At 59.6% G+C, this 20,151-nt stretch carries 19 protein-coding genes and 1 pseudogene; 12 read left to right on the top strand and 8 right to left on the bottom strand.

Going from position 1 to position 20,151, the window contains the following annotated elements; genetic code table 11:
- Positions 1–55: 55 nt before the first annotated feature.
- From VFN25_RS09155 to VFN25_RS09125, 7 genes and pseudogenes are all read left to right on the top strand, one after another.
- Positions 56–2,401, top strand: a complete 2,346-nt coding sequence (locus VFN25_RS09155; RefSeq protein ID WP_325141083.1) for a S8 family serine peptidase — start codon at positions 56–58, stop codon at positions 2,399–2,401.
- Positions 2,402–2,452: 51 nt separating this feature from the next.
- Positions 2,453–3,682: an RHS repeat-associated core domain-containing protein gene (locus tag VFN25_RS09150; RefSeq protein WP_325141081.1), complete on the top strand. Its 1,230-nt coding sequence runs from the start codon at positions 2,453–2,455 to the stop codon at positions 3,680–3,682.
- Positions 3,657–4,082: a hypothetical protein gene (locus VFN25_RS09145; protein WP_325141079.1), complete on the top strand. Its 426-nt coding sequence runs from the start codon at positions 3,657–3,659 to the stop codon at positions 4,080–4,082. Before VFN25_RS09150 ends, VFN25_RS09145 begins: the two co-directional genes overlap by 26 nt.
- Positions 4,083–4,585: 503 nt before the next feature.
- Positions 4,586–5,047: an RHS repeat-associated core domain-containing protein gene (locus VFN25_RS09140; protein ID WP_325141077.1), complete on the top strand. Its 462-nt coding sequence runs from the start codon at positions 4,586–4,588 to the stop codon at positions 5,045–5,047.
- 2 nt (positions 5,048–5,049) lie between these two features.
- On the top strand, positions 5,050–5,223 hold the full coding sequence (locus VFN25_RS09135; RefSeq protein WP_325141075.1) for a hypothetical protein: 174 nt from the start codon (positions 5,050–5,052) through the stop codon (positions 5,221–5,223).
- 21 nt (positions 5,224–5,244) lie between these two features.
- Positions 5,245–5,310: pseudogene (locus VFN25_RS09130) on the top strand (SEC-C metal-binding domain-containing protein); the annotation flags it as partial.
- A gap of 207 nt (positions 5,311–5,517) precedes the next feature.
- Complete coding sequence (locus VFN25_RS09125) at positions 5,518–6,690, top strand: hypothetical protein (protein WP_325141093.1); 1,173 nt, start codon at positions 5,518–5,520, stop codon at positions 6,688–6,690.
- Positions 6,691–7,032: 342 nt separating this feature from the next.
- Here VFN25_RS09125 and VFN25_RS09120 read toward each other — a convergent pair whose 3' ends face one another.
- From VFN25_RS09120 to rpsU, 7 genes are all read right to left on the bottom strand, one after another.
- Positions 7,033–7,242, bottom strand: a complete 210-nt coding sequence (locus VFN25_RS09120) for a cold-shock protein (RefSeq protein WP_092405500.1) — start codon at positions 7,240–7,242, stop codon at positions 7,033–7,035.
- 402 nt (positions 7,243–7,644) lie between these two features.
- Positions 7,645–8,949, bottom strand: coding sequence for a threonine synthase (gene thrC / locus VFN25_RS09115; RefSeq protein ID WP_325141070.1), 1,305 nt, complete (start codon positions 8,947–8,949; stop codon positions 7,645–7,647).
- Positions 8,946–9,866: a homoserine kinase gene (locus VFN25_RS09110; protein WP_325141067.1), complete on the bottom strand. Its 921-nt coding sequence runs from the start codon at positions 9,864–9,866 to the stop codon at positions 8,946–8,948. Before VFN25_RS09110 ends, thrC begins: the two co-directional genes overlap by 4 nt.
- Positions 9,863–12,403 (bottom strand): bifunctional aspartate kinase/homoserine dehydrogenase I, encoded by a 2,541-nt coding sequence (gene thrA / locus VFN25_RS09105; protein ID WP_325141065.1) that lies wholly within the window; start codon positions 12,401–12,403, stop codon positions 9,863–9,865. The genes VFN25_RS09110 and thrA overlap by 4 nt, the downstream gene beginning before the upstream one ends.
- 215 nt (positions 12,404–12,618) lie before the next feature.
- Positions 12,619–14,442, bottom strand: a complete 1,824-nt coding sequence (locus VFN25_RS09100) for a DNA primase (RefSeq protein WP_325141064.1) — start codon at positions 14,440–14,442, stop codon at positions 12,619–12,621.
- A gap of 102 nt (positions 14,443–14,544) precedes the next feature.
- A complete protein-coding gene (locus VFN25_RS09095; RefSeq protein WP_325141062.1) occupies positions 14,545–14,988 on the bottom strand; it encodes a GatB/YqeY domain-containing protein in 444 nt (147 codons plus the stop codon).
- A 268-nt stretch (positions 14,989–15,256) separates the two neighbouring features.
- The gene (rpsU, locus tag VFN25_RS09090; protein WP_291142071.1) at positions 15,257–15,472 is read right to left on the bottom strand and encodes a 30S ribosomal protein S21; all 216 of its coding nucleotides are present in this window, start codon (positions 15,470–15,472) and stop codon (positions 15,257–15,259) included.
- Between the two features lie 59 nt (positions 15,473–15,531).
- On the opposite strand from rpsU, the gene tsaD reads away from it, so the two are divergent.
- Positions 15,532–16,572: a tRNA (adenosine(37)-N6)-threonylcarbamoyltransferase complex transferase subunit TsaD gene (gene tsaD, locus VFN25_RS09085; protein WP_325141053.1), complete on the top strand. Its 1,041-nt coding sequence runs from the start codon at positions 15,532–15,534 to the stop codon at positions 16,570–16,572.
- 39 nt (positions 16,573–16,611) lie between these two features.
- Entirely contained in the window at positions 16,612–16,962 is a 351-nt protein-coding gene (folB, locus tag VFN25_RS09080; protein ID WP_325141051.1) for a dihydroneopterin aldolase, read from the top strand.
- Between the two features lie 199 nt (positions 16,963–17,161).
- On the opposite strand, the gene VFN25_RS09075 is transcribed toward folB, so the two are convergent.
- Entirely contained in the window at positions 17,162–17,902 is a 741-nt protein-coding gene (locus tag VFN25_RS09075) for a 20S proteasome subunit A/B (RefSeq protein WP_325141048.1), read from the bottom strand.
- A gap of 116 nt (positions 17,903–18,018) precedes the next feature.
- On the opposite strand from VFN25_RS09075, the gene VFN25_RS09070 reads away from it, so the two are divergent.
- From VFN25_RS09070 to VFN25_RS09060, 3 genes are read left to right on the top strand one after another with little or no spacing between them, the layout of a single operon-like run.
- On the top strand, positions 18,019–19,263 hold the full coding sequence (locus VFN25_RS09070) for a mechanosensitive ion channel family protein (protein ID WP_325141046.1): 1,245 nt from the start codon (positions 18,019–18,021) through the stop codon (positions 19,261–19,263).
- On the top strand, positions 19,263–19,745 hold the full coding sequence (gene folK / locus VFN25_RS09065) for a 2-amino-4-hydroxy-6-hydroxymethyldihydropteridine diphosphokinase (protein WP_414648917.1): 483 nt from the start codon (positions 19,263–19,265) through the stop codon (positions 19,743–19,745). The genes VFN25_RS09070 and folK overlap by 1 nt, the downstream gene beginning before the upstream one ends.
- Positions 19,742–19,993 carry a glutaredoxin family protein gene (locus VFN25_RS09060; protein WP_325141042.1) on the top strand — a complete coding sequence of 84 codons (252 nt, stop codon included), beginning with the start codon at positions 19,742–19,744 and terminating at the stop codon, positions 19,991–19,993. Before folK ends, VFN25_RS09060 begins: the two co-directional genes overlap by 4 nt.
- Positions 19,994–20,151 lie beyond the last annotated feature (158 nt).

Raw genomic sequence — 20,151 nt, 5'->3', positions numbered from 1 at the left:
GGGGGCGGATATTCCCCTACTATGTTTTTATATAATTCAATTTCGGAGTCTGGCAATGGCGACATCAATACGAGTGACGGCCCTCGCAGCCGTAATCGGCGCGTGCCTTGGTGGCAATGCTTGGGTAAACCATGCGCATGCCACCAACAGCGGTGATCAAACCGCCAATGCGGTCAACACCTACATCATCAAGTTCACCGATGCCGGTGCACTACATTACAAGGGTGGCGTCGCCAATCTGCGCGCGACCGCCCCGGATCCGAATGCACGTGCAAGCAAGTTCGACGCAGCCAGTGCGGACACCAAAAATTATCGTGCCTACCTGCGTGAGCGCCAGCAGGACTCCATTGCCACGATGTCCTCGCTGCTCGGGCATCCGCTCGAAGTCACCCATACCTACGAAATTACCGACAGCGGCATCGCTGCCAGGCTGACCGCTGCCGAGGCCGCAAAGATTGCCAATGCGCCCGGCGTGGCCTCGGTCAAGCAGGAAGAGATCTATCACCTCGATACTTACCGTGGCCCGATCTTCATTGGCGCTGATACCGTGTGGAATCAGGCGATCCCCGGTGGCGCCAAAAGTCGCGGCAAGGGTGTTGTTGTTGGAGTCCTCGACACCGGCGTCAACTCGACCCATCCCTCGTTTGCTGATGACGCCACTTGCGGCTTCGGTCCCAGCGATCACAAGCTGCTCAGTGCGGTCGATTGCGCGACCTCGACAGCAGGTGTCTGCAACGGCCCGGATCCGGAAGCGGTCGCTTCTGGCCATGGCGTGCACACGGCCAGCACCGCCGCCGGCAACACCGTAACCAATTCCGCATCGCCATCGCCGAACCTCCCTGTTCCCTACACGCAGATGTCAGGCGTGGCTCCGTGCGCTTCCCTGCGAACCTACAAGGTTTGCGCGACTGATCAGTGCTCCAGTTCCGCGATCAGCGCCGGCATTCAAAATGCGATTATTGATGGCGTCGACGTCATCAACTACTCAATTTCCGGCGGCACCAACCCGTGGGCTGATTCTGATCGGGCCTTCCTCGATGCAGTCAATACCGATATCGTGGTCGCCGCTTCGGCAGGCAACACCAACGCCACGATCACGAATCCGGTAGGCCAGGTTAACCATCGAGGCCCGTGGGTGATGACCGTCGCTGCATCAACTCAGGACGTGAACCTTGGCGCAGGCGTTTCCGCGACCGGTCCAGGCACGCCGCCGGCTGATACGCAGAATCTGTTGGCCGCCCTCGGCAGCCACATGACGACTGCGGTCCCGTTCACCAACAAGGAAATCCGCGTATCCGCAACCAATCTGATCGGTTGCACGGCAGGCGGTGCGTTTCCGGCCAACTTCTTCAACGGTGCGGTCGCCTTGATCCAGCGTGGTACTTGCCCGTTTACCGAAAAAGTCGCCAATGCAGCAGCTGCCGGCGCCGATCAGGTGATTATCTACAACAACACCTTCGGCACCATCAACATGAACACCGATGGCGCAACGATTCCGGCCTACAGCATCACCCAGGCTGCTGGCGTGGCGATGAACAGCTTCATTACCAGCAATGGTTCGACGCCGACTACCGCAAGCCTGGAAGCGCGTATTGCGGGTCCGGTCCAGCCCGATGTACTGGCCGACTTCAGCTTCCGCGGTCCAACACCGGGAAATCTGGCTGATCTGACCAAGCCGGATATCACCGGTCCTGGCGTCAGCATCTATGCGGCAGGGCGAGCCGCCGACGGAAACTACTACTCGATCAGTGGTACCTCGATGTCGAGTCCGCATCTGGCCGGCTCCGCCGCACTGGTGCGTGCTGTGAATCCGGACTGGACTCCGACCGAGGTGAAATCCGCTCTGCAGTTGACGGCAAAAATCACCGGCACGAAGGAAGACGAATCGACGCCATGGGATATTGACGATGTGGGCAATGGCCGGGTCGATCTGTCCGCAGCGCCTTTCGCCGGCTTTGTCATGGACGAGACCTACGCAAACTTCCTTGCTGCCAACCCGAGTGGTGGTTCGATCAACGTCAAGGAACTGAACCTGCCGTCCGTACGCGTTACCGGATTGAGCAACGTCGCACCTGCGTATACGTGGGTACGCCACCTGCGCAATACATCGTCGGAACCGACCACCTGGAACGTGACTGTCGATCAACCACCGGGTGTTACGGTAACAGTCGCCCCGACGACCTTCACATTCACTGGCGCAGGAATCGACAATCCCGAGCATATCTTTACCGGCGATTTCGAAACCACAGCTCCACCCGTTGCTCCGGAGACAGTGACGATCTTCATCACCGCGACAACCACGGCCGCAACGACCGGCATTGCTTTCGGTGAAGTCAAATTTACCGAAGTCAACGCCGACGCCCCACCGGCCCACATCACCGTGGCGGTCAAACGTCAGTAAGCTTCAAGTTCCAGCGTAAAACCAGAAGCCCGGGCATGCCCGGGCTTCTTTTTGACTCGACGCATCTACGACCCGAACCTTGGGCGCTTCCTGCAGGCCGATCCGTTCATACAGGCACCCGGCAACAGCCAGAGCCTGAATCGCTACAGCTATGTTTTCAACAACCCGATGGCTTATACCGACCCGATCGGGTATTGGGGGGCGAGGGAGCAGGCGGGGTTGCGGACTGTGGTGGCGATAGCAATTACCTGTGTTACGGGGTACTACGCAGGTGCAGACCTATCAGCCGGTGGCGCTAGTGCAGCGAGCAATGCAGCGGCGATATCGTTTGCGGGCGGATTCGCCGCCGGCGCGGTTCAGTCAGGCAATTTGCGCGGCGCTGTTGTGGGTGGAATCAGCTCATTGGCGTTTTTCGGGGTTGCCCAAAAGTTCTCGGTTCGAGGTGTAAACATTGCTAGTGGCGACGGCATCGCTGCGTACAGTAAATTGGCGCTCGCCTCGGGCGTTACCGGTGGCGTCATGGCTGAGCTACAGGGTGGGCGCTTTGGCAATGGGTTTGTGACAGCGGGCGCGAGTGCATTCTTGTCGCCAATTCCGGAAGCGGCCTCATCCAATCCTGCTGGACAGACGGTTGTCGCGGCGGTGATTGGTGGGACGGTGTCGCGGGCGACGGGTGGGAAGTTTGCGAATGGGGCGATTACGTCGGCGTTTCAGTTTGCTATGGGGAGGGCGGTTGCAAGGTCAGATGCATCCAATGAAGGAGGTGCTGATCAGGGTGACGATTTTTATGCGAATTTGCGTCTAAAGCCTCGAGTTGTCACAACTAGCGTTGATGGAAACAAGACGCTAGATTTTGGAGTCACTACATTTGCTTGGGATCCAGCGATACCAAATGAACTTGCGGAGTGGTACATCTCAACAGCGGTGTCAGGATGGAACACGACAGTATCAGATGGTCAGACAACCTATACCGCAAAGATTCGAGTGGTTCTCATCGGCCATATAGATTCCCTTGCAAACAGCAATACCGATTTCTACTTGACAAATTGCGTTCCCTCAGCGTGCACATATGGCCTTGGGGCTGCGGATCCTGGAGGCAGGAATCTCTATTACTCGTCAACAGGATATCCAGACACGCCGGTCCATGAATTTGGTCATATTTTTGGGTTTGTGAAGAACAGAGCCGCCGGTTTAAATAGCATCATGAGCAATGACAGGCCGAGGTATATTACGCCCTCCGATATTTCGATTCTCTATGATGGGTATTCTGGTGGCCACTAACTGTATGTTCGGCATCCGCAAAATAATCGTAATATTTCTTGTTGTTCAGCTCGTCGCTGTTGCATGTGCAGCTCCCGGAAATTCGGCAAAGCCGAGAGGGTTGAATGTCGAGCGTAAACGCTCGGGAATTGCTCGGATAGCGTTCGATGCGATTCAAGGTTCGCTCCGTGGCCAGTCTGAAAATTCTTCGTGTCGCGTTTCTCCATTTTCAGATAGACGAGCGGAAATTGAGAAAGCTATTATGGATGCCACATTTGAGGAAGTGCGTGAAGTAAGGCTGGATGAGAATTCAGATGGGTTGATGATGATTGTTGTCCGCGAATCAAAGCCTTATTCTCTAGTTGTTAAGCTAAGTAAAGAAAGGTGTATTTCATATGAAATACATTCTATTGTTAATTAGATAAATAGATATAAAGTAGAATGTAGTCGATAGTGTCAGTCTCGATTGATAAGTGCTTGAAGTAGTCGTAGCAACCCCTTTGTCAATTTATATCGTGCTAAACACGACGACATAAATAACGCAGCATAATGTTATGCTCCGCTCGTAATTCTCTCTGGGAGAAGGACGATGCGAAAGCTACAGATTGCAGATGCCGAGGTGATGCGGATAGCGATTCAGCAGGAGATCGGGCGTAACGACCGGCATTGCTTTCGGTGAAGTCAAATTTACCGAAGTCAACGCCGACGCCCCACCTGGAGCTTTGGGGTCAGGTCTACCATCGTACCATGGAACTTTGCGGCAGCTTCGGCAGCTTCGGGGTCAGGTCTACCATCGTACCATCGCTAGAGTTAGACTCGGGCGATGGCACGACCGGAACAACCGGGACACGCACAATCTGCTGCTGGACGGCGAGCGGCACCAATCCGAGTGCATTCCAGGAAGTTCGCCGCTGTGTCGGCGGCGTGATCATCGTCCAACGCGGTACCGGCAGTGCCAAGACGATCCGGCGCGAATACCTGCTCACCGATGCTCAAGGATCGACGTACGCCGTGCTCGATGACTACGGCATGCCGATAAACGCCAGTGCGCGCATGAGCTTCGATCCGTTTGGCAAGCGCCGCGCCTGGGCTGACTGGCATGCTCCTGCACTCTGGTCGATCACGCTCGGCAACGAACTGAAAGACACGACGCACCATGGCTACACCGGCCACGAGCAGGTCGACTCAGTTGGCATCGTCCACATGGGTGGGCGCATCTACGATCTGAACCTCGGGCGCTTCCTGCAGGCCGATCCGTTCATACAGGCACCCGGCAACAGCCAGAGCCTGAATCGCTACAGCTACGTGTTCAACAACCCGATGGCCTATATCGACCCGACCGGATATTGGGGGGCGAGGGAGCAGGCTGGGTTGCGGTGGCGATAGCGATGACCCGTGTTACGGGGTACTACGCACGCGCAGCGATATCGTTTGCTGGCGGATTCGCTCTCGATGTCTATCCGCTCGAAGGCGTGCCGCACCTGTTCGCGACGAGAACACGCGATGCCAGGTTGCCGAAACGGACCTTGTCGGGACTGACTCCAGGATTGCGCCTTGCATGAATTTGCCGCGACAATGGCTCCATGAAAACCGGACGCAATGACCCCTGTCCCTGCGGCAGCGGAAAAAAATACAAGCACTGTTGCCTCGCCGCAGCCGATGCATTTGCCAATTCGCCTGCGCAGATGACGTGGCGGCGCATCCGCAGCGAGCTGGAGGATTTTCCGCCGCGCATGCTGCGCTTTGTGGTCGAGCAATACGGCCTTGATGCGGTCGACGAAGCGTGGTCGGAGTTCGAACTTTGGGTTGACGATGATGCATCGTACGATCCGCGTACGCCGCATGCTCCTGTTTTCTTGCCCTGGTTGTTCCATCGTTGGTCACCCGATCCGGATGAGACCGGAGTCGCCGACTCGGCGCTGCATCGAGTGACTCCAACGCAGCTCTTTCTCGCCAAGCAACGCCGCAAGTTGTCGCCGCTGATGATTGAATATCTGCAATCGTGCCTGGCGCATCCGTTCAGCTTTTTTGAAGTGACCCACTGCGAACCGGGGCAGGGATTTACCCTGTGCAATCTGTTGACTGGACAAATGCACGAGGTTTTGGAGCGCACCGCATCGCAATCTGTTCAAGTACACGACGTGATTTTCGGACAGTTGGCGGTGGCTCAGGGAGTTACGCTGCTGGAGGCGACCAGCCCGGTGGCGTTGCCGCCAGAGGACAAACTGCCCATATTCGAATTGACCGCGCGCGTGCGCACAAACGCCGACAACACCGGCATCGATCACGCAGACATCGACCTCGGTATGTGGGATATCGAATTGCGTGAGCTTTATCTGGATTTGTCCGATCCGATGCTTTATCCAGAACATGACGATATGCTGAATTTCGTTGATGACGACATCGAGATCCATCGGTTGATTTTCGACATCGACTCGGAAGAGAAGGCGCTTGAGCTGCTGAGACATCCTGATGCCAGGGCGCTCGGCATGTGTCCGCGGGACGAACTAACCGAGCGCGATGGGGAAGGCACGTTGCAATACGCACGGTTTGACTGGCAGGACATGGACGATGCGATCCCGGCTGAGTTGCCGACTCCGCTTTGCACCCTTTGGATCGAGGACGGCCAGCTGATCGCCGAGGTTGATTTTCCAGAAGATGCGGATGAACTGCGGCAGATCATCAGCGATATCCTCGGAGCCAGTGCAAGATTCGTGCTTGATGAAGTTCAGACCCTGGATCAGGCGCTTGCGATCGATGGTCAAGATGCGGATGGCGAAAAAATCGACATTAACGATCCGGAAATACTCGCGCTGGTGAGCTCACACCTGAAAGAGCACTATCGGACGTGGATTGATAGTGCTTTGCCCGCGTTGAACGGGCGCACACCGCGACAGGCCATCGCCGACCCGGGTGGACGCGACCAGGTTGAGGCGCTGGTCCAGCATATCGAACGCAGCAGTGTGCTTGGTATGCCGGAAGTGGACGCATCCATCGCGAGTATGCTGCGCCAGGAACTGGGTCTTTGACCGGTGTTGAGCTGCAGACTCCCGTGCCGGATTTGAACGACATCACGAAATGCGATCGCTAGCCCGGACTATTCATGAATACGCGCGATGATCGTGCAGGCCATTGGATTCACACGGTTTTTTGCGATTGAAGGGATAGCGGGCTCTATCGCTGAATGAGCGGAAAGTCGTGTGGATTCAAGGGGCAAGCGAGGGCGTGTGTTTTTCATGAATAGTCCGGGCTAGCAGCCCAGCCGAGTCAACTCCGGCAGGTTGCCGGGAAGACTGGATTCGCGGAATAGCAGGCAATAAAAAACCCCGGGCGCTTCCACCCGGGGTTTCAATCAAGCAATGGCGCGAGATTCAGGCAACCTGAACTTCGTCAGCCTGCATGCCTTTCTGGCCCTGCACGGCGACAAACGTCACGCGCTGGCCTTCCTGCAGGGACTTGAAGCCGCTGCCCTGGATCGAGCGAAAATGCACGAACAGGTCGGGGCCGCTTTCCGGCGTAATGAAGCCGAAGCCTTTGGCATCGTTGAACCACTTGACGGTACCGTTCTGGCGATTGGACATAACTAACTCCTGACAAACTCAAATGAAATGGTATTCACGTCCCCGGGAACTCCCTGGGGGCGAGACTGAGGTTGCTAAGGAGCGCGCAATCGGAACGATGGAATCGTGAAATTCGACCACATCGGGCCACGATTCACAGTGACCCTGGCAAACACAGTTCGCGTACTGTACAGATGATTGTTCTGCAAAGCGACTGGGCAGGATAAAAATTTTGCGCGACAATCTTGCAATGCCATGAGGTTTGTGCGCAAAGCGCAGCCGCCATTCAAAAAAACGCTTTTATAACAATGATTTGCGAATGGTTTTGCGATTCCTGGTGAATTCGGACTAGATGGCGATTCAGCCACGCCAAGGTCTTCGAGTGGCCCGGTCAATCCCGGTTTCCACGTTGCAAGGCGAATTTTACGGCAATTTCCGGCTTGTGAGAGTCTGGCGCAAGGCCTCGTAACTGGGCCGCACAGGCTCGGCCGATGCCGGACGCGCGAGCAGTTCGGCGAGAGCGTCGGGCGGAACCAGCGCGTGGCCGACCAGAGGTTCGACAATCTGCTCGAACTTGGCCGGGTGGGCGGTGGCAACCATTGCCCAGTGACCCTGGCAGCCCTGTTCGCGAAGTTGTTCAAGGACGCGCGCGGCACACGCCGTATGCGGGCAAAAGACTTCGCCATATCTCTGCGTTGCGGCCTTGATGGTTGCACGGATGGCCGGGTCATCCACGGCAAGCACCTTGAACGTTGCGCGCAGCTCGTCGGCATCCGCATAGAGATGGCGCAAGCGTTCGAAATTGCTCGGAGCGCCGACATCCATGGCATTGGCCAGGGTCGCCACGCTCTGCTGTGGCGCGTAACTGTTGCCGGCAAAGAATTCGGGCAGCACACGATTGGCATTCGTGGCGAGGGCGATGTCAGCGATCGGCAGACCACAAGCTCGCGCAAGGATCGCGGCCATGGCATTGCCGAGATTGCCGGTCGGGATGACGAAGTTGAGCGAGGTGCCGGTTTGCCGCCAGTGCGCCAGCGCCGCATGCGCGTAGTAGGACATCTGCGGCAACAGCCGGCCGAGGCTGATGCTGTTGGCCGAGCTCAATGGAACTTGCGCCTGCAACTCGGGATCGGACAGCGCCTGCTTGACCAGGCGCTGGCAATCATCGAACGATCCAGCCACACGCAAGGCGGTCACGTTGTCGCCGAAGCAGCCGAGCTGATGCGCCTGGCGCGGCGACACACGGCCATCCGGGTAGAGCACCACCACGCGCAGGTTGGCCAGGCCATGAAATGCGGCGGCGACGGCGGCACCGGTATCGCCCGAGGTCGCAACAAGAATGGTCAATACCGGTTGATCGGATTTGCGCAGACGCTTCATGCACGCGGCAAGAAAACGCGCACCGAAATCCTTGAACGCCGCAGTCGGGCCGTGGAACAGCTCGAGCACGCAGGTCTGATCCAAGGCAAGAGCTTTCAGCGGTGCCGGGAAGTCAAACGCTTCGTTGCAGATCGCAGCGAGTTCGTCGGCAAGTGGATCATCGGCAAAAAAGGGTTGCAGAAGTTGCGTGGCGATTTCCGCTATTGATTCCTGATGGTCGAAATCCCCCGGTGAAAACCGTGGCAACTGTTGCGGCATATACAATCCGCCATCGGCGGCCAATCCCGCGAGCAGCGCGCTGCTCAAGTCGACCCTGATGCTGGGGTCACGCGTGCTGATGAATTTCATGCCTGCACCGTGGCCGCCGGGCCGTTGATCGGAGAGAGGTAGGCGCTGCTGGAAAAGCCAGTCTGCTCGAACGCCGCACGCATCGCCACGGCACCACGTTCGGCTCCGGCGCGGGTCTCGAACCAGGCAAACACGCTGGGCCCTGCGCCGGAGATCGAAGCACCCATCGCATCCAGTTCGAGCGCGGCCTGCTTGACCGCATGGAAGCCGCGGATCAGCGGCGCACGTCGTGGTTCGATCAGCACATCGGCCAATCCGGCGCGAACCAGCTCGGCATCACCACGATGACAGCCGCTGAGGACGAGGGCGAGATTGGCACTCTGTTCGACGAATTCGGTCAGCGCATACGCACCCTGCAAGGCTTCGCGCGCACGCCGGGTTTCGAGTACGACTTCGGGATGCACAACCACGCTGTGCCAGGCATCCGGTACTTCAATACGCAGCAAGCGTCCATTTGCTGCCAGCACGAGGCCGCCGAGCAGCATCGGGCCGACATTGTCGCCATGCCGACTGCCACTCGAAACCGCTTCGCCTTCGAGAGCGAATTCATACAGGGCTTCATGCGTCAGAGGTTCATCCAGCAAGGCATTCGCCGCGACCAGCGCTGCCACACACGACGCCGCCGATCCGCCCATGCCGGAACCGAGCGCGATGCCCTTGTCGAGCTCGATGCTGAAACCGAATGGAAGTTCGAGTGCCTCGCGCATCGCGACCAGGGCACGCCCGGCCGTGTTCTGCATGGGATCCAGTGGCAGGTTGCGCACACAGCCACGGATTGCATCGATGCGCACCAGCGGCGCGTCGATGCGCTGAACGCTTGCTCGATCACCGATGCCGTCGATGCTCTGGCCAAGAATGTCGAAACCAACCGCGACGTTGCCGATGCTGGCCGGGGCGAAGGCGGTTATGGAATTCACAAGCGCGCTCCGAGCGCCGAGCCAAGGCGCAGCAAATCGGCAAAGATGCCGGCAGCGGTCACCTCGCGGCCGGCACCCGGTCCCTGCACGATCAGCGGGTTGTCGGCATAACGTTCCGTCGTGAACTGGACGCTATTGTCGGTCAGGCGCAGATTGGCAAAAGCGTGGGCGACCGGCAGTTCGACCAGGCCGACACTGGCCCTGCCTTCGTGATCGAGGCGCGCGACATAGCGCAGCACGCAGGCTTTCGCTTGTGCGGCTTCAAGCTTCGCTGCCATTGCCGCATCCAGCGTATCGAGCGCGGCCAGCGCCTGGTCCTTGTCGAGATCGAGCAATTCGGCGGGCACCAGTCCCTGCACATCGACATCATCCAGCGCGAGCGATTGACCGGCCTCACGGGCGAGGATCACGAGCTTTCTTGCAACATCGAGGCCGGACAGATCATCACGTGGATCAGGCTCGGTATAGCCGAGTGCGAGCGCCTCGCGAACCAGAGCCGAGAATGGCAGGCTGCCATCGAAGCGGTTGAACAGCCAGCCCAACGTGCCCGACAGGATCCCCTCGATGGCGATCAGCTTGTCACCAGTGTCGATCAGATCGCGCAGGGTCGAGATCACCGGCAGGCCGGCACCGACCGTGGCCTCGTAGCGCCAGCGCCCACCGCCTCCCGCGCGCGCCTCGCGAATCGCCTGCCAGCGCGCAAGCGAACCGGAGCCAGCTTGTTTGTTCGGTGTGATGACATGGATGCCAGCGCCGAGCCAGGCCGGATAGTGCGAGGCGACTTCATCGCTGGCGCTGCAATCGATGACCACGGCATGCGGCAAATGTGCGGCCTGTACGTGATCGGTGAAGCGTTCGAAATCGGCGGCCAATTCGCTGGAGGCGAGTTGTGCCGACCAGTCGGCAGGCAGGTCACCACGTTCGCTGATCAGCAATTTTCTGCTCGAAGTGATGGCGCGCACGCGCAGATCCAGATTGGCCTCGCGGCGCAAGCGCGGAATCGCTTCGCGCAGCTGGTCGAGCAGGGCGCGACCGACATTGCCGGGGCCGATCACGCCGACCGAGAGTGTCTGCGGCGAGAGCCAGAACCCGGCATGTGCCGCGCGCAAGGCGCGAGCGGCATCGGCGCTGGCCAGAGCGACCGAAATATTGCGCTCCGAGGCGCCCTGGGCAATAGCGCGGATGTTGACCTGGGCCCGACCGAGTGTGGCAAACAGGCGTGCGGCCACGCCGGGCGTGCCGGTCATGCCATCACCGACGGCGGCGAGCACGCTGATGTCGCGGGTCACCGTGATGGCCTGGAGTTGGCCCTCGCCAAGTTCGCGCCCGAACACCGTCTTGAGGGCGACTTCCGCACGCGTGCAATCCGCGCCACGAACCACGAGGCAGATGGAATGTTCCGATGATCCCTGGGAAATCATCACCACTGACACCCTGGCATCGCGCAATGCGGCGAATACGCGCTCGGCGGTACCGGGCACACCGATCATGCCGGCACCTTCGACATTGACGATGGCCAGTTGGTCGGCCAGCGAAAGTCCGCGCACCGGCCCCTCGATGGACTCGCCACGGGAAGCGATACAGGTGCCGGGGTGCGAAGACTTGAAAGTGTTGCGAATGTGAATCGGCAGACCGAGCGCCATGGCCGGCAACATCGTCTGTGGATGGATCACCTTGGCCCCGAAATAGGCCAGTTCACAGGCTTCCTGGTAGGACAGCGCACCGAGCGAGAATGCCTCCGGAACCAGTCTCGGATCCGCGGAAAGTACGCCATCGACATCGGTCCAGATATGCAACTCGTCGGCATTGAACAGGGCGGCGAAGATGGCTGCAGAGAAATCACTGCCGTTGCGACCGAGCGTAGTCGGTTGGCCATCGCCGTCGCGGGCGACGAAGCCGGTGATGATGACGCGACGCTGCGGATGGTTTGCGCGCCAGTCGGCGAGGCGGGCCGCACTGGCCGACCAATCCACGGCAACGCCGAGCTCGGCGTGATTGACGACCAGCACTTCGCGCGCATCGAGCAGGGCGCATTCATGGCCGAGAGCCTGGATATGGGCACGCAAAAGATGGGCGGACCAGACCTCTCCGAGTCCCTGGATCGTTTCAAGCGCCTCGCGCGCGGGGATGCCGAGTACCGCCAGCGCCTTGAGCTTGTCGGCAAGATCCGCAAGCCTGGCCTCAAGCCAGACACTCAGCGCTCCGGAATTTTCATCGAGCAGTTCGCGCGCGGTCTGCAGGTGACGATCGCGCAGTGCGCTCCATTGGGTTTGCCAGGCAGGGTCCTTGGCTGCCGCCGTTTGGGCGAGTGCAATCAGCGTATTGGTGACGCCCTGCATGGCCGAGACCACGGTGACCTGCGTTGCATCGTTGCGCTCAAGCAGGATCGAGGCGACGCGACGAAAGCAGTCGGCATCGGCCAATGACGAGCCGCCGAACTTGTGCGCCGCCAGTGGATGCGCCGTGCTGTCGGAACTATCGGCAATGTTGTGACGCGTGGCAGCAAGCGTGGCTGACAATTTGGCAAACGGACTCATCGAGCCTCCAGTGGGTGGCCCTGCATTCGTCAAGGGTGGGGATCGAGCATCCCGCAGCCTCTTCGAGCTGCGGGGTCGTTGCGAGAAACCTTATCTGCACACGACGAACCGCGCCCGAGGGGGCGTAGTCATGGTCGTCGTAATAATGATTGTGCACATGCAGCAAGTTGATCTGATCACGTGCGTGCTTGTCAAGTTACGGTTGCAGGAGAAACTTACTGCTTCTTTCGATGCGCGGGCTTGTTCGCCATCAAATGGCGCAATTCCTCACGCTCCAGCTCGGACAAGCCGCCATTGACCTGGCGAGCGATCAGATCATCGAGTCGCTGTTGGGACGTCTGGACGTCCAATTGGGAAATCGCACCGAGAAAATCGGCGCGCGCCTGGCCCGGATCGATGAGCAGGTCCATCGTTGCCAGCTTGTTCAGTGCGACCGCTTCCTCGCGCTCGGCAAATTGTTCGAGCAGGGCTCCGGTGGTCAGCGATGGGCGATCGCGGCCGAGACCAATCAACTCGATCAGCAGCGGAATACCGGGCTGGCGCAATTCGGAAAAAGTCCAAGGTGGCTCAATCTCCGCCGCAAGCGCCGGGTTGTGCACAAGCAGGGCGATTGCAGTGCGCACCAGTGAACGTTGCGCGGGCGAGCGGGTGCGGCCGGCCGATCGTGGCGCAGATGAACCCGACACTGTTTTGGCGCCGCTGAGCCGTTCCAGTTCGGCGTACATGAGATCACGGAACGCCCCATCCGGAATTTGCCCGATCAGTGGCCGCGCGCGCTCGGCCAGGCGTGCCTTGCCGTCGAGGCTGCTCAGGTTCACGTCCTTGCCGGTTTCGGCAAAGAAGAATTCACTGAGCGGGGTCGCCTGCTTGAGGCGTTGCTCAAAGCCATCGAGGCCTTCGGCGCGGATCAGCGAATCGGGATCCTCGCCGTCGGGCACAAACAGGAACCAGGCCTGGCGACCGTCGCGCATGCGCGGCAAAACCGATTCGACCGCGCGCCAGGCGGCCTGGCGACCGGCGCGATCGCCATCGAAACAAAAGTACACGTCGGCCGAATTGCGGAACAGGATTTCCGCATGGTCACTGGTCGTCGCGGTGCCGAGCGTGGCCACGGCCTGGGTGATGCCGTACTGATGCAGGGCGATCACATCCATGTAGCCCTCGACTACGAGCAGACGTGCGATTTTCTGATTGGCGTCACGCACCTGCCACAGGCCGAACAGTTCACGGCCCTTGTGGAACAGCGGTGTCTCGGGGGAATTGAGGTATTTCGGACCGCCAGCGCCCTTGCGCTCAGGTTCCTCGCTTTGATCTGCATTGGCACCTGTGCGCACCTCCTGTGCGCGAGAATCAAGAAGCGGCGACCCATCGCCACACTTCTCGAATACCCGACCACCAAACGCAATCGTCCGCCCGCGTCGGTCAAGTATCGGGAACATCACCCGATCACGGAAACGATCATACTTGTTGCCGCGATCACCGCTGGCGAGCATGCCGGCCTTGTCGAGCAGGGCGAGGCGCTGCGAATTGGTGCCGAGTGTGTTCTTCAGTCCGTCCCACTGATTCGGCGCGTAGCCGAGGTTGAAGCGCTTGAGGGTTTCCTGATTGAGCCCGCGCTGCTCGAAATACGCGCGCGCTGCCGGATTCTTCGCGAGTTGTTCGCGATAAAACTTCGCCGCCGCATCGAGCAGCGTGTAGAGATCAGAGACATCTTCGCGCGGCGCCTCACGCTGACCGCCCTCGTATTCAACCTTGAGCCCGGCCCGCGCGGCCAGTTCCTCGATCGCATCGAGAAACTCAAGACGGTCGTAATCCATCAGGAAGCGGATCGCGCTGCCGTGCGCGCCGCAGCCGAAGCAGTGATAGAACTGTTTGGCCGGACTGACCGTGAACGAGGGCGAGCGCTCATCATGGAACGGACAACGCGCCGACCAGTCGCGCCCGGCCTTTTTCAAGGTCACCCGCTCCTGAATCACATCAACAATATCGATGCGGGTCAGGAGGTCGTCGATGAAGCGTTCGGGAATGCGGCCAGCCATGGGCGTAGTTTAAGGGCCGGGATTGGGGATTCGGGATTCGGGATTCGCCGGAGCGTGCATCACAGCCCGAATCCCTGATCCCGACTCTCGAATCCCGGCTTGCTACGCAAGCCTGGCCTTGATCAGCTCGGATATCTGGCCCATATCGGCGCGGCCGACGACTTGCGGCTTGACCAGACCGATGATCTTGCCCATCTCGCGTGCGCTGGTTGCGCCGGAATCGGCGATGGCCCTGGCCACGATCGCATCGAGTTCTTCGCTCGAAAGCGGAGCGGGCAGATAGCTCTGGATGACTTCGACTTCGGCACGCTCGACAGCGGCCAGGTCTTCGCGATTGGCTGCGGAGTACTGCTCGATCGAGTCGCGGCGCTGCTTGACCATCTTTTCGAGGATGGCGAGCAATTGCGCATCATCAAGCTCGATGCGCTCGTCGACTTCGCGCTGCTTGATTGCCGCCAGGATCAAACGGATGACGAGAAGACGATCCTTCTCACCCGCGCGCATGGCGGTCTTCATGTCTTCGGTAATGCGGGCCTTGAGTGACATCGTGCACCTCGTTTGGTTTTTTTCGGCTGTCGCGGCTGCTGCGTGACAAGTGCTGAAAAGCGGGAGAGAAGCAATGGGTTGATCTGGCCTCGAATCGAACCGAGCGAGATTCATCGTCCAGGCCTCAGTTGGCACAAACACAAACGGCCGGCGCTGCGTGGGCAGTGCCGGCCGAAAGTTTCAGCCCGGATGTTGCGGAATCAGCCTGAAGCCGATCCCACGATCAATCGGTCACGCGAATCACCGAAGCGATCACGCAAGCGCCTGATCAATACATGCGCTGACGCTTGGTTACGTCGCGACCGACGCGGCGCAGATGACGCTTGACCGCAGCCGCGCGCTTGCGCTTGCGTTCCTGGGTCGGCTTCTCGTAAAACTCGCGCTTGCGCACTTCAGCCAGCACGCCGGCTTTCTCACAGGTGCGCTTGAAACGGCGCAGGGCAAATTCAAAGGGTTCGTTCTCGCGAACTTTGACGCTTGGCATAGTCTCTCCGCTGTTAAACTCGACACCCGGGCTCTCGGGCGAGCCGCGCATTCTATTTCATGCAAACGAGCAATGCAAAACCTGTTCCGGTGCTTGGCATCGAATCTTCCTGCGACGAAACCGGTGTCGCCGTGTACGACCGCGAGCGCGGCCTGCTCGCGCATGCGCTATACAGCCAGGTCCAGTTGCATGCCGAATATGGTGGCGTCGTGCCGGAACTGGCCTCGCGCGACCACGTACGCAAGCTGCTGCCGCTGATCCGGCAAACCCTGGCCGAGGCCGGGATCCGTATCGCCGACCTCGGTGGCGTGGCCTATACGGCCGGGCCTGGCCTGGTCGGAGCCTTGCTCGTGGGCGCCTCGGCGGCCCGTTCGATGGCCTGGGCGCTGGAGATTCCGGCTATCGGCGTGCACCACATGGAAGGGCATTTGCTTGCGCCGATGCTCGAAGAGGAGCCACCCGAGCCGCCTTTCGTGGCTCTGCTGGTCTCCGGCGGCCATTCGATGCTGATCGAAGTTGCGGCCATTGGCCGCTACCGATTGCTCGGCGATACGCTGGATGACGCGGCCGGAGAGGCTTTCGACAAAACCGCCAAGATGATGGGATTGCCTTATCCCGGCGGTCCGACCCTGGCCAGACTGGCCGCAACGGCTGAGCCTGGCCAATTTCGCTTCACCCGGCCGATGACCGACCGTCCGGGTCTCGATTTCAGCTTCTCGGGCCTCAAGACCCAGGTTTTGCTGGCCTGGCAACGCAGCGACCAGAGCGATTCGGTCCGCGCCTCGATTGCCCGTGATTTCGAGGAAGCCATCGTCGAAACCCTGGTTATCAAGTGCCGGCGCGCGATGCAGGCGACCGGCGCCAGACGTCTGGTCATTGCCGGCGGCGTCGGTGCCAACCGTCGCCTGCGTGCGCAACTCGTCGATGCGGCGGCTGCCGATGGCTTCAAGACCTACTTCCCGCGCCTCGAATTCTGCACCGACAACGGTGCGATGATTGCCCTGGCCGGTTCAATCCGCCTGCACGCGGGCCAATTCAACGATGCGCAGATCAAGGTGTTCCCGCGCTGGGATCTTGAGTCCCTGTCGCCACTGGCCTGATCCGATCACACCCAATCAACCAACATCCGAGTTGAATCCATGGATATCGTTTTCATCGAAGACCTGCGCATCGAAACCGTCATCGGCATCTATGACTGGGAGCGGCGAATCCGCCAGGTGGTCGCACTGGATATCGAGATGCGCTTTGACAACACCAAACCGGCGGCGAGCGATGACATCGAAGACACGCTGAACTACAAGGCCGTGTCCAAGCGTCTGATCGCCTTCGTCGAAGCCGCGGAATTCCAGCTCGTCGAAACCCTGGCCGAACGCTGCGCGGCGATCATCCTCGATGAGTTTGATGTTGGCCACGTGCGCCTGCGCCTGGCCAAGCCGGGTGCGGTCACCGGCTCGAAATCGGTTGGCGTGCAGATCGAGCGCGAGCGGTAGTTGCCGAGGAACAACGAACGGAATTTGCCAGGGCTACAGCAAACGCAAGAACTGGACCCCAGTCAGCGCTGGAGTGACGAGCTCACGGGCAGGATGACGACCTTGCTGGGATGCATGTGCCTTGATTGGAAATTATTGTGCAGTCGGATGAATCAAACGCCGAATTCCTTCTTCGGTTTCTACAGGGCCGTCAAGCGTTTCACGTCGTTGTTTCCCATGGAAACGGTGGCAGCGTGTACACCGCCTCGGTGAGCTTCTGTGCCCAGGCCTGGCGGATCTCTGTATAGAATTCAGTGTCTTCGTCAATGCGCACCTGACGATCCACGCGCAGTTCGCCATCACGGATGAAGGCGAGATCGACCGGCAACCCGACTGAAACATTTGAGCGGATCGTCGAGTCGAACGAAACCAGGGCGCATCGCGCTGCATTCTCGAGCGTGGTTTCGCGATCGATGATGCGTTCGAGAATGGGTTTGCCGTACTTGGTCTCGCCAATCTGCACGTAAGGCGTTTCCGGCGAGGTGCTGATCCAGTTGCCGAGTGGGTAGATCAGGCGCACGGCCGCTTCGCCACCGGCAATCTGACCGCCGAGAATCAGGGTTGCTTCGACACTGACACTGTTTTGCTGAGCGTTTTCAGCGGCCTGCGCCTGGTTGGCGACCAGGACCTTGCCGATATAGTCGGCGACCTCATAAAGACGCTTGGCCGAAAACAGGCTGAAAGCGGCGTCGGGATTTTCGATATCTCGACGCAGGGTGGCGATGACGGCCTGGGTCGTGGCAAGGTTGCCGGCCGACATCAGCACAAAGACGCATTCGCCGGGTTTCTCGAAAACGTGCATCTTGCCGTGTACACGCACATCGTCGAATGAGGAGCTGGTGCGCGTGTCGGAGGCGAGCACGAGGCCGCCGTTGACGTGAATACCCACACAATAGGTCATGGTTGCAGCTGCTTTCGAACCGGGCCGGCATTGTAGACACGGCTTGGCGTCGCCGCGATAGTCAAAATCTGAATCATTGAGTCCAATTCAAAGAGAGGTAAGGCGTGGAAGCAATCATGCAATGGCTGATGCAGCCCCAGGCACAAATGATCAGCGGCTTGTCCGCCCTGATCTTGCTGGCATGGCTGGCAGCAACGCTGACCCGTCGCTTGCTGGTCCGTGGATTTCGCGCCATGGCCGCGCGCACGGCATGGACCTGGGACGATATCTGGGTCGAGCATGGCGCCTTGCGCTACCTCTCGCGGCTGGTGCCGACCCTGGTTATCCAGTTCGGTATCGGTTTCGTTGCGGGCGTTCCCGATGAGCTCGATACGCTGATTCGAAGTATTGCTCTGGCCGGCACCATCCTGTTCCTGATTCTCGCCATCGGGGCGACCCTGGATTCGCTGGAAGAAATCTACCGACGCGGCAGCAACGGCACGCGATCGATCAAGACCTATATCCAGTTCCTCAAGATCGCGGTCTACATCATCGGTGCCGTGGTCATCATTTCCACCCTGATAAACCGCTCGCCGCTGATTCTGCTGTCCGGGCTGGGCGCGCTGTCGGCGATTCTCTTGCTGGTGTTCAAGGACACCATTCTCGGCCTGGTTGCCGGCATGCAACTGACGTCCAACGACATGCTTCGCGTTGGCGACTGGATCGAGGTTCCGGGGGCGGCGGCCGATGGCGATGTCATCGACATTGCCCTGCATACGGTCAAGGTGCAGAACTGGGACAAGACCATCACCACGATTCCGACCTGGAAGCTGATCGCTGATCCGTTCAAGAACTGGCGTGGCATGTCCGAGGCGGGTGGTCGCCGGATCAAGCGGTCCCTGTTGATTGATGCGGGCAGCGTGCATTTCATCGGCGAGGAGGACATCTCGCGGATGGCGGAATCGACCGTGCTGCGAGACTACCTGAACAGCAAGAGCAGCGAGGTATCGAGCTGGAACAGCGAGCTTGGTGATGCCGGCCGATTCCCGCTCAACCAGCGCCGCCTGACCAACCTCGGCACCCTGCGCGCCTATGCCCTGAGTTTCCTCAAGACACATCCGGGCATTCATCAGGACATGACCCTGATCGTGCGTCAGCTTGCGGCAAGCGGCGAGGGTATTCCGCTTGAGTTGTATTGCTTCACCAAGACCACGGCCTGGAGCGATTACGAAGGCATCGTCTCGGACATCTTCGATCACATGATCGCGATCCTGCCGGAGTTCGGACTGCGCTTGTACCAGAAGCCCGCCGGCAGTGATTTGCGCGAGGCGATCGAAGCGGTTGGCACACGCGAGGCAGCAGCCGAAGGCCCGCGCCTGTGATGCGTGTCTACTTGAGTCTGGGTTCGAACATCGAACCCGAACGGAATTTGCGTACCGCGATCGATGCTCTGCATGATCAGTTTGGTGAGCTGCTGGTCTCCGCGGCCTACCGAACCGGGGCGGTCGGATTTGATGGCCCGGCGTTTATCAACCTCGCCGTCGGCCTCGATACCGACTGGACACCCCAGGCGCTGGATGAGTGGCTGCACGCGCTGGAGGATCGCCAAGGCCGACGCCGCGATGTCGAACGTTATTCGAGTCGCACGCTCGATATCGACATCATCCTGTTCGGTGATCTGCTCGTCGATGGACCGGGACATTTGCAGATTCCACGCGATGAGCTGGAACAGGTGTTCGTGATCAAGCCGCTGGCCGAGATCGCGCCGAATGCACGGCACCCCGTCAGCGGCAAAAGCATGGCTGAACTCTGGCGCGCGCATCCTGCCCACGATCAGCCGCTTGAGAAAGTGGACCTGCCGTGACCGAAGCTCCGGCAAGCCAATGGATCCTCTTTCAGCGCGATGACTGCCAGCTCTGCGACGAGGCCATCGCCATTCTGGCCCAGGCCGGAATGCCTGATTTCAAGAGCGTCTGGATTGACGATGACCTGATTCTCGAAGCGCGCTACGGGGAGCGCGTCCCGGTACTGCGTGACGCGAGTAGTGAACGTGAACTCGACTGGCCATTTGACGCCGACAAGGTGGCGGCATTTGTGGATGTGGGGCAGTGAGCGGTGAGCGGTGAGCGGTGAGCGGGAGAAGCATCGCGGCGCTCGAAATGTTATCAAGTCTTATTGTTGGATTTTCGCGGCATTGTCAGATTTTCCTGAACTGCTTTTGCCGCTCACCGCTCTTCCGCCAACTGCCTCCCCACTCCCCACTCCCCACT

Origin of the sequence: Dokdonella sp., from assembly GCF_035703485.1 — a bacterium.
Lineage (GTDB): Bacteria > Pseudomonadota > Gammaproteobacteria > Xanthomonadales > Rhodanobacteraceae > Dokdonella.
The sequence above is the reverse complement of the archived record's forward strand: the minus strand, read 5'-3'. Positions and strand labels throughout refer to the sequence as shown.

Coding starts and splice junctions, on each gene's coding strand:
- VFN25_RS09155 (WP_325141083.1), top strand. CDS start 56: ATGGCGACATCAATACGAGTGACGGCCCTCGCAGCCGTAATCGGCGCG.
- VFN25_RS09145 (WP_325141079.1), top strand. CDS start 3,657: ATGATGGGTATTCTGGTGGCCACTAACTGTATGTTCGGCATCCGCAAA.
- VFN25_RS09135 (WP_325141075.1), top strand. CDS start 5,050: ATGACCCGTGTTACGGGGTACTACGCACGCGCAGCGATATCGTTTGCT.
- VFN25_RS09120 (WP_092405500.1), bottom strand. CDS start 7,242: ATGTCCAATCGCCAGAACGGTACCGTCAAGTGGTTCAACGATGCCAAA.
- thrC (WP_325141070.1), bottom strand. CDS start 8,949: ATGAAATTCATCAGCACGCGTGACCCCAGCATCAGGGTCGACTTGAGC.
- thrA (WP_325141065.1), bottom strand. CDS start 12,403: ATGAGTCCGTTTGCCAAATTGTCAGCCACGCTTGCTGCCACGCGTCAC.
- VFN25_RS09100 (WP_325141064.1), bottom strand. CDS start 14,442: ATGGCTGGCCGCATTCCCGAACGCTTCATCGACGACCTCCTGACCCGC.
- VFN25_RS09095 (WP_325141062.1), bottom strand. CDS start 14,988: ATGTCACTCAAGGCCCGCATTACCGAAGACATGAAGACCGCCATGCGC.
- rpsU (WP_291142071.1), bottom strand. CDS start 15,472: ATGCCAAGCGTCAAAGTTCGCGAGAACGAACCCTTTGAATTTGCCCTG.
- tsaD (WP_325141053.1), top strand. CDS start 15,532: ATGCAAACGAGCAATGCAAAACCTGTTCCGGTGCTTGGCATCGAATCT.
- folB (WP_325141051.1), top strand. CDS start 16,612: ATGGATATCGTTTTCATCGAAGACCTGCGCATCGAAACCGTCATCGGC.
- VFN25_RS09075 (WP_325141048.1), bottom strand. CDS start 17,902: ATGACCTATTGTGTGGGTATTCACGTCAACGGCGGCCTCGTGCTCGCC.
- VFN25_RS09070 (WP_325141046.1), top strand. CDS start 18,019: ATGCAATGGCTGATGCAGCCCCAGGCACAAATGATCAGCGGCTTGTCC.
- folK (WP_414648917.1), top strand. CDS start 19,263: ATGCGTGTCTACTTGAGTCTGGGTTCGAACATCGAACCCGAACGGAAT.